9 protein-coding genes are annotated in these 7,743 nt (G+C 62.8%); 5 read left to right on the forward strand and 4 right to left on the reverse strand.

Annotation, left to right across the window (positions count from 1 at the left end; all coding sequences use genetic code 11):
* Together E5W70_RS29375 and E5W70_RS29380 are read left to right on the forward strand one after the other, a co-directional pair.
* Positions 1-559, forward strand: a 559-nt coding sequence (locus E5W70_RS29375; RefSeq protein WP_292664794.1) for an ATP-binding cassette domain-containing protein, incomplete at its 5' end; no start/stop codon positions are given.
* A 254-nt stretch (positions 560-813) separates the two neighbouring features.
* On the forward strand, positions 814-2,283 hold the full coding sequence (locus E5W70_RS29380; protein ID WP_292664795.1) for a M48 family metalloprotease: 1,470 nt from the start codon (positions 814-816) through the stop codon (positions 2,281-2,283).
* 13 nt (positions 2,284-2,296) lie between these two features.
* Here E5W70_RS29380 and E5W70_RS29385 read toward each other — a convergent pair whose 3' ends face one another.
* Positions 2,297-3,154: an RNA polymerase factor sigma-32 gene (locus E5W70_RS29385; RefSeq protein WP_031194549.1), complete on the reverse strand. Its 858-nt coding sequence runs from the start codon at positions 3,152-3,154 to the stop codon at positions 2,297-2,299.
* A gap of 324 nt (positions 3,155-3,478) precedes the next feature.
* Here E5W70_RS29385 and E5W70_RS29390 point away from each other — a divergent pair, with 324 nt between their 5' ends.
* The 3 genes from E5W70_RS29390 (at position 3,479) to E5W70_RS29400 (ending at position 5,825) form a co-directional block, all read left to right on the forward strand.
* The gene (locus E5W70_RS29390) at positions 3,479-4,252 is read left to right on the forward strand and encodes an amino acid ABC transporter substrate-binding protein (RefSeq protein WP_292664796.1); all 774 of its coding nucleotides are present in this window, start codon (positions 3,479-3,481) and stop codon (positions 4,250-4,252) included.
* 122 nt (positions 4,253-4,374) lie between these two features.
* The gene (locus E5W70_RS29395; RefSeq protein WP_292664797.1) at positions 4,375-5,055 is read left to right on the forward strand and encodes an ABC transporter permease subunit; all 681 of its coding nucleotides are present in this window, start codon (positions 4,375-4,377) and stop codon (positions 5,053-5,055) included.
* The gene (locus E5W70_RS29400; RefSeq protein WP_292664798.1) at positions 5,052-5,825 is read left to right on the forward strand and encodes an amino acid ABC transporter ATP-binding protein; all 774 of its coding nucleotides are present in this window, start codon (positions 5,052-5,054) and stop codon (positions 5,823-5,825) included. Before E5W70_RS29395 ends, E5W70_RS29400 begins: the two co-directional genes overlap by 4 nt.
* 75 nt (positions 5,826-5,900) lie before the next feature.
* Here E5W70_RS29400 and E5W70_RS29405 read toward each other — a convergent pair whose 3' ends face one another.
* The 3 genes from E5W70_RS29405 to E5W70_RS29415 all read right to left on the reverse strand — a co-directional run bounded on the left by E5W70_RS29405 (position 5,901) and on the right by E5W70_RS29415 (position 7,724).
* Positions 5,901-6,482 (reverse strand): CarD family transcriptional regulator, encoded by a 582-nt coding sequence (locus E5W70_RS29405; RefSeq protein ID WP_006327799.1) that lies wholly within the window; start codon positions 6,480-6,482, stop codon positions 5,901-5,903.
* Between the two features lie 368 nt (positions 6,483-6,850).
* On the reverse strand, positions 6,851-7,189 hold the full coding sequence (gene fdxA / locus E5W70_RS29410) for a ferredoxin FdxA (RefSeq protein WP_292664799.1): 339 nt from the start codon (positions 7,187-7,189) through the stop codon (positions 6,851-6,853).
* Positions 7,190-7,337: 148 nt separating this feature from the next.
* A complete protein-coding gene (locus tag E5W70_RS29415) occupies positions 7,338-7,724 on the reverse strand; it encodes an RNA-binding S4 domain-containing protein (protein WP_292664800.1) in 387 nt (128 codons plus the stop codon).
* Positions 7,725-7,743 lie beyond the last annotated feature (19 nt).

Raw genomic sequence — 7,743 nt, forward strand, 5'->3', positions numbered from 1 at the left:
CGTCAGCACTGCGCCGCCATCAGCGCGGCCGGTATCGATGGTGTTCCAGGAAAACAACCTGTTTGCCCATCTTTCCGTCGAGCAGAATGTCGGGCTCGGCCGCTCGCCTTCGCTCAGGCTGAGCGAGGCCGATCGCGCCGCAATCGCCGCAGCGCTGAAGCGCGTCGGCCTTGCCGGCAAGGAAAGCCGGCTGCCGCGCGAACTCTCCGGCGGCGAGCGGCAGCGCGTCGCACTCGCCCGGGTCCTGGTGCGCGACCGACCGGTGCTGTTGCTCGACGAGCCGTTCGCTTCGCTCGGACCGGCACTGCGCGACGACATGCTCGACCTGGTGACCGACGTCCATTCGGAGCAGCGCATGACGGTGCTATTCGTCACGCACCAGCCGGCCGATGCGCGCCGTATCGGCCAAAACATGGTTTTCCTGGATGGTGGCACAGTTGCCGCGACGGGCACCGCCGCTGATTTTTTCGTCGGGGCTGGACCGGAGGCATTCCGACGCTATATCGGCTCGGGTCCGTTTGCGGCTGGATCACGAGATGTTGCCCGGAAGCGGACATAATTTATGGTCAAACCGGCGGAAGGCGAAGCGGCGCTTGCTTGCCATGGTCGAGGTAGTGTGGCTAGGTCCGCCAGGAGCTGGTCCGGCTTAGACCGTGATTTGCCCTTGCTGCCTCGTATCTGTCGGACGCACGAAGGACGCCGTAGCACTTGATTTTGCGCGTGATGCTTTCCGGAAATCGCGCCCGATTTTCGCGGTCACGTCCCAGGACTTGAAAGGAAGCCGATCTGCCGACCGGCATCGACAATCGGAGGGTGAAACCGCTGGCGCGCTTTCTGGCGCTGGCCGGTCTTGCCGTGGCGCTGGCAAGCTGCCAAATGTTCACGCCTCGCGACGTGCAGGAATCGGGCTTCCAGCCCTCAGACAAGCCGATCACGGTCGACAATGTCGCCGCCAACAGCAAGCTCGCCCAACTGGCGAAGGCGCAGCACCCGCGCATCCTTGCCACCTATGGCGGCGAGTATTCCGACCCCAAGCTCGAGCGCATGGTGGCCAAGGTCGTCGGCAGACTGACCGTGGTGTCGGCCAACCCGACCCAGACCTATCGCATCACCATCCTCAACTCGCCCAACGTCAATGCCTTCGCGCTGCCGGGCGGCTATCTCTACATCACCCGCGGCCTGCTGGCGTTGGCCAACGATTCAGCCGAGCTTGCCGCCGTCATTGCGCATGAGATGGGCCATGTTACGGCCAATCATGGTCTGCAGCGCCAGCAGCTGGAAGCGGAAGAGGGGTTGGCGACCAAGGTCGTTTCGGATGTGCTCAGCGACAACCCGACGGCCAAGGCGGCGCTGATCCGCGGCAAGCTTAGGCTGGCGCAGTTCTCGCGCAATCAGGAGCTGGAGGCCGATGCCATCGGGATCAAGTCGATCGGCGAAGCCGGCCTCGACCCCTACGCCGCCGGCCGCTTCCTGCAATCGATGTCGGCTTATACCGATTTCCGCTCGATCAGCGGCGCCACCGACGCCAGCCTCGACTTCCTGGCGACGCACCCCAACACGCCGCAGCGCATCGATCTCGCGCAGCGCCATGCCCGCCAGTTCGGCGCGCCCGGTGTCGGGTCGCGCGACCGCGAATCGTTCCTTGCTGGCATAGACGGGTTGCTTTACGGCGACACGCCGGAGGAAGGCTATGTGCGCGGTGAAACCTTCCTGCATCCTGGCCTCGGCGTGTCGTTCTCTGTGCCCAACGGCTTCGTCATAGACAATTCGGCGGCGGCGGTAACGGCGACAGGCCCGGGCGACATCGCAATCCGCTTCGACGGCGTCTCGATCGACAAGGACCGCTCGCTGACCGACTACATCCGCAGCGGCTGGGTTGCCGGCCTCGACGAGAGCAGCGTGCGCCAGGAGACGATCAACGGCAACGAAGCGGCAACCGCGCATGCCGGCGCCGATGGCTGGCAATTCGACATTGCGGTGATCCGTGCCGGCGGCCAGGTCTACCGCTTGCTGACCGCGGCGCCTTCGGCCAGCACCTCGCTGAGCACGGTGGCGCGCTCGGTCAGCGGCTCGTTCCGCATCCTGAGTGCTGCCGAGAAGGCAGCGCTGAAGCCACTGCGTATCCGCATCGTCACGGTGCAGCCCGGCCAGACAATGGGCTCGCTGGCCGCGCAGATGGTCGGCGTCGACCGCAAGCTGGATTTGTTCAGGGTGCTCAACGCGCTGTCGCCGGGTGCCGCCGTTTCGGCCGGGGACAAGGTCAAGATCGTAACCGACAAATAGCAACCGATGCGATTCAGGCGGCGAGAAATTCCGGATTCTGCTTTACCAGCGCCGCCTTGAGCTTTTCCATGGCGCGCGCCTCGATCTGGCGGACACGCTCCTTGGAGATGCCGAGCGTTTCGCCGAGCGCTTCGAGCGTCGCGCCCTCGTCGCTCAGCCGGCGCTCCTCGATAATCCTGAGTTCTCGCGCATTGAGCGCACCGAGTGCCGTCTTCAGCCACACTGAGCGGCGTTCGACATCGATCGTGTCGCCGACGACCTCATCGGGCAGCGGGTCATCCGAAACCAGGAACTCCATCCGTTCGGTTGCGCCCGCATCATCGGCAAGTGGCGTATTGAGCGAACTGTCGGGTGCCGAAAGGCGGGAATCCATCATCGCCACATCGGCCTCGGATACCCCGAGAGCCGCCGACACTTCGCGGTAGAGCGTGGCATTCGACGTCTGCTCGGCGCCGTTTGCCAGGCGGGCGCGCAGGCGCCGCAGGTTGAAGAACAGCGCCTTTTGCGCCGAGCTGGTGCCGCCGCGCACGATCGACCAGTTGCGCAGGATATAGTCCTGCATCGAGGCGCGGATCCACCAGGTCGCATAGGTCGAGAACCGCACCTCGCGCTCGGGCTCGAAACGGGCCGCTGCCTCCAGCAGCCCGACATGGCCTTCCTGGATCAGGTCGCCCAGCGGAAGGCCGTAGTGGCGAAACCGCGACGCCATGGAAATGACCAGCCGCATATGCGCGACGGTGATGCGGTGCAGCGCGTGCTGGTCATTGTTTTCCTTCCAGCGCAGCGCCAGGAGATGCTCTTCGTCACGTTCCAGATAAGGGGCTTTCATCGCCGCGCGAACCATGGTCCGTCCTGCACTGTCTTGCATCATGCCGCGCTCCTGCTTCAGGCGTTGCGGTGCGATCGAATCGTGAGTTGGCGCCGATGGTTGAAATGGCGGCGCCGCGCCCTACAACAGCCAAGAACGTGCCATGCGAGGGAATGTTCCCCGGACTGTCATGTCGATTGCGCTGTTACAGGCGATTCGCCACCGGCCTTGACTCAGCCGGATGGCGCCGGGAGATGCTGGTTGAGAATGGGATTTCAAGGGCGCGAGATTTTTGAAATTTAGTTTCTTATTCTGGCATCGCGCATCTGTCATTTTCCGGCACTCGCAATGACGCCGGACATCGGCCAAGGACGGGATCACAGAAAAATGAAATGGCTCAAGTCGCTCATTATCGCCGGAACGCTCCAGCTTCTGGCCATCGCCGCAAGTCATGCCGGCGCCAATCTCGACCAGATCAAGCAGTCCGGCATCTTCAAGGTTGGCACGGAAGGAACCTATGCGCCCTTCACCTATCATGATGCTTCCGGCGCGCTGGTTGGCTTCGACGTCGAGATCGCGCGGGCCATCGCCGAGCGCCTCGGCGTCAAAGCCCAGTTCCTCGAAGGCAAATGGGACGGGCTGATCGCCGGTCTCGACGCCAACCGCTACGATGCCGTCATCAACGAGGTCGGCATCACCGAGGCGCGCAAGGCCAAATATGATTTCTCCGATCCTTACATCGCCTCCAAGGCGGTGCTGATCGTGCGCGGCGACAACACCGACATCAAGGGTTTCGCCGACCTCAAGGGCAAGAAGGCGGCGCAGTCGCTGACTTCGAATTTCGGCAAGCTGGCTGAAACCAACGGCGCCGAACTCGTCGGCACCGACGGCTTCGACCAGTCGATCCAGCTGCTTCTCACCGGCCGCGCCGACGCCACCATCAACGACAGCCTGTCCTTCCTCGATTTCAAGAAGCACAAGCCCGACGCCAATGTGAAGATTGCCGCCCAGGAAGAAAACGCCGACTATTCCGGCGTCATCGTGCGCAAGGGCGATCCGGAACTGGTGGCCGCCATCAATAAGGCGCTGGCCGACATCAAGGCCGACGGCACCTACCAGAAAATCGCCGACACCTATTTCGGCCAGGACGTTTCGAAGTAAACAGCTTTTCTCGTGTGGGCCGAACGCCGGCCCGCGTCGTTCATATCGCGGCGAGCTGTCTTTTGACGGCCCGCCGCTTTCGCGTGATATGAGCGACGGCAATCTGGCAAGGAGGAGCCTTCGTGCCGCACTGGCTGCAATTGATGCTGGAATCCCTGCCTACGTTGCTGTGGGCTGCACTGATCTTCACCGTCCCGTTGACGCTGCTGTCGTTTGCATTCGGTCTTGTCCTCGGCCTGGTCGTGGCGCTTGTCCGGCTGTTCGGTCCCAAACCCTTAGTCGCCGTGGTCCGCTTCTATGTCTGGATCTTCCGTGGCACGCCGCTTCTCGTGCAACTGTTCCTTATCTTCTACGGCCTGCCATCGATCGGCATCCTGCTCGACGCCTTTCCGGCAGCACTGATCGGCTTCACCTTGAACATCGGTGCCTATTCGTCGGAAATCATCCGCGCCGTCATCGGTTCGGTGCCCAAGGGCCAGTGGGAAGCGGCCTATTCGATCGGCATGACCTGGGCCCAGGCAATGCGGCGCACCATTCTTCCACAGGCGGGGCGCGTCGCGGTGCCGCCGCTGTCCAACACCTTCATCTCGCTGGTCAAGGACACTTCGCTCGCCGCCGCCATCACCGTGCCGGAAATGTTCCAGGCAGCGCAGCGCATCGTCGCCACCACCTATGAGCCGCTGATCCTCTATGTCGAGGCGGCGGCCCTCTATCTGATCATGAGCTCCGTGCTGTCGGCCTTGCAGGCGCGGCTGGAAAAGCGGCTCAACCGTTATGGCGGCTTCCTGGAGGCGCGCGCATGATCGGCCTCACCAACATCGAAAAGCGCTTCGGCGACAATCTCGTGCTGAAGGGCGTGACCGTCACCATCGAGGAAGGCAGCGTGACGGCGCTCGTCGGGCCATCGGGCGGCGGGAAAAGCACGCTTTTGCGCTGTATCAACCTGCTCGAGCTGCCGACGTCAGGCACGGTGCGGATCGGCGACGATGCACTCGAATTCCACCCCGGCGGCAGGGTCTCGACCAGGGATATCCAGCGGCTGCGGCTGCAGACCGGCATGGTGTTCCAGAATTTTCAGTTGTTTCCGCATCGCACCGCGATCGAGAACATCATGGAGGGGCTGGTGACGGTGCTGAAATGGCCCAAGGAAAGGGCGCGCGAACGGGCGCTCGCCCTGCTCGAAAAAGTCGGCATGGCGCACAAGGCCGATGCCTGGCCGGCGACGCTGTCAGGTGGCCAGCAGCAGCGCGTGGCGATTGCCCGGGCGCTGGCGCCTTCGCCGAAAGTCCTGCTCTGCGACGAGCCGACCTCGGCGCTCGATCCGGAACTGGCGCAGGAGGTGGTCGATGTGCTCGGCAAGCTCGCCAGCGAGGGCACGACCATGGTGATGGCGACGCATGATCTGCGGCTCGCCTCGAAGATCGCGCGGGAAGTGGTGTTCCTCGATGCCGGCAACATCGTCGAACAAGGCCCGGCCGCGGTGCTGTTCAGCAACCCGGAACGCCAGCGGACCAAGCGGTTTATCGCGACGCTGAAGCACGAGGCGGAAAGGGAGGGCGGTGGCGAGCGCTAGAATGGCCATCGCCAGTCAGCCAAAACAAAAAACCCGGCGCGAGGCCGGGTTTTTCTGACTTCGAAAGCAAAAAGCTCAAGCAGCCTCTTCCTGCTCGGCTTCCTCGTTGTCGGCCTTGGCGCCGCGCTTCGGGCCCTTGTTGAGGTTCACCTCGATGAGGCGTACCGCTTCGGTCTCCGACATGCGGTTGACGGCCGCGATCTCGCGGGCCATGCGGTCAAGCGCCGCCTCGTAGAGCTGGCGTTCGGAATAGGACTGCTCCGGCTGGTTATCGGCGCGGTAAAGGTCGCGCACCACTTCCGAGATCGAGATCAGATCGCCGGAGTTGATCTTGGCATCATATTCCTGGGCGCGGCGCGACCACATGGTGCGCTTGACGCGGGCGCGGCCCTGCACGACCTTCAGCGCGCGCTCGACATAATCCTCTTCCGACAGCTTGCGCATGCCGATCGAGGTCGCCTTGGCGACCGGCACCTTGAGGCGCATCTTATCCTTCTGGAAGTCGATGACGAACAGCTCCAGCTTGTGGCCCGCGACTTCCTGCTCATCGATCGAGACGATCTGGCCGACACCATGCGCCGGATAGACGATGTACTCGCCGGTCTTGAAACCGTGGCGCGCTGCGGTGGACTTCTTCTGCGGGGTGATCGTTGCCATTACGCCCTGAACTCCTTGTTGTGGTACCGGCATCGTGCCGGCCCGAACTCGTGCGACCGGGGTGACCGGTCCTTAGCCACACAACGATGAACTCACCGGAAAGGCCAGGACCGGCAAATCGCAACATTGCGACCGCCTGCCCCAGATCGCTCTGGTCCGGATTGAGAAATTCACCTTTCAGTGATTTGGGGCGTTTGCGCCATAAATCGACGTTGTGTCACCGGCATGTTTGGTTGATGTAACACAAAAAGTCGGAAGAATCAAGGTTTTGCTGCACGCGCGAAGGCCACGCGCCGTCGCCGCCTGTCAAGGCAGTTAATGTATCACGTCTGTTACGCGACGTCAGGCCGCCGCAGCCGGCAGGCTCGTCAATCGCCTTCGCCGGGCTCCGGGGAGAAATATTTCTCGAATTTGCCAGTTTCGCCATCGAAGTTTTTAGCGTCGGCCGGCGGCTCCTTCTTGGCGGTGATGTTGGGCCATTTCTCGGCATATTCGGTGTTGATCTGCAGCCATTTGTCGAGCCCCGACTCGGTGTCGGGCTTGATCGCGTCGGCCGGGCATTCCGGTTCGCAGACGCCGCAATCGATGCACTCGTCCGGGTGGATGACGAGCATGTTCTCACCTTCGTAGAAGCAGTCGACCGGACAGACCTCGATGCAGTCCATGTATTTGCATTTTATGCAATTGTCGGTCACGACATAAGTCATTGGTCGGCTCCGGGACGTCCCATTTTGTTGGGCTTTTTTGGTGAGGTAACGCCTTTGTCCGCTGGTGGCAAGGGCGGCCCTTGCCAGCGGTGCCGCGGTTTCCGGAATGGAATTCCAGATGGCAGGCAAAGCGGAAGTTCGACCTTGCTCAATCGTCGCCGAGCAGGTGGTCGGTCTGGCGGCGTTCTTTCTTTGTCGGGCGACCGCTGCCGGCCTCGCGCAACGGCGGCACCGCATCGGGAAGCGCCTCGCCCCTGGGCGCAGGGGGCGGCGACATATCCTCGTAGAGCAGGCGGGCTTCTTCGGCCGGCCCACGCCGTACGCCGGTGCCAAGGACTTTCCAGACGAAGATCCGCCGCTCCAGCGTGATTGTCAAAACATCGCCCGGCCGGACCGTATCGGAGGCCTGCGCTGCTTTGTCGCGATTGATGCGGACGCGTCCGGCGACCACCAGCTTGGCTGCCAGCGTGCGCGATTTTACCGCGCGCGAGAAGAACAGCCACTTGTCGATGCGCTGGCGGGCATCAGTGACCATCGGACGAGCAGCTTACTTC

Source organism: Mesorhizobium sp. (assembly GCF_005063415.1).
Lineage (GTDB): Bacteria > Pseudomonadota > Alphaproteobacteria > Rhizobiales > Rhizobiaceae > Mesorhizobium.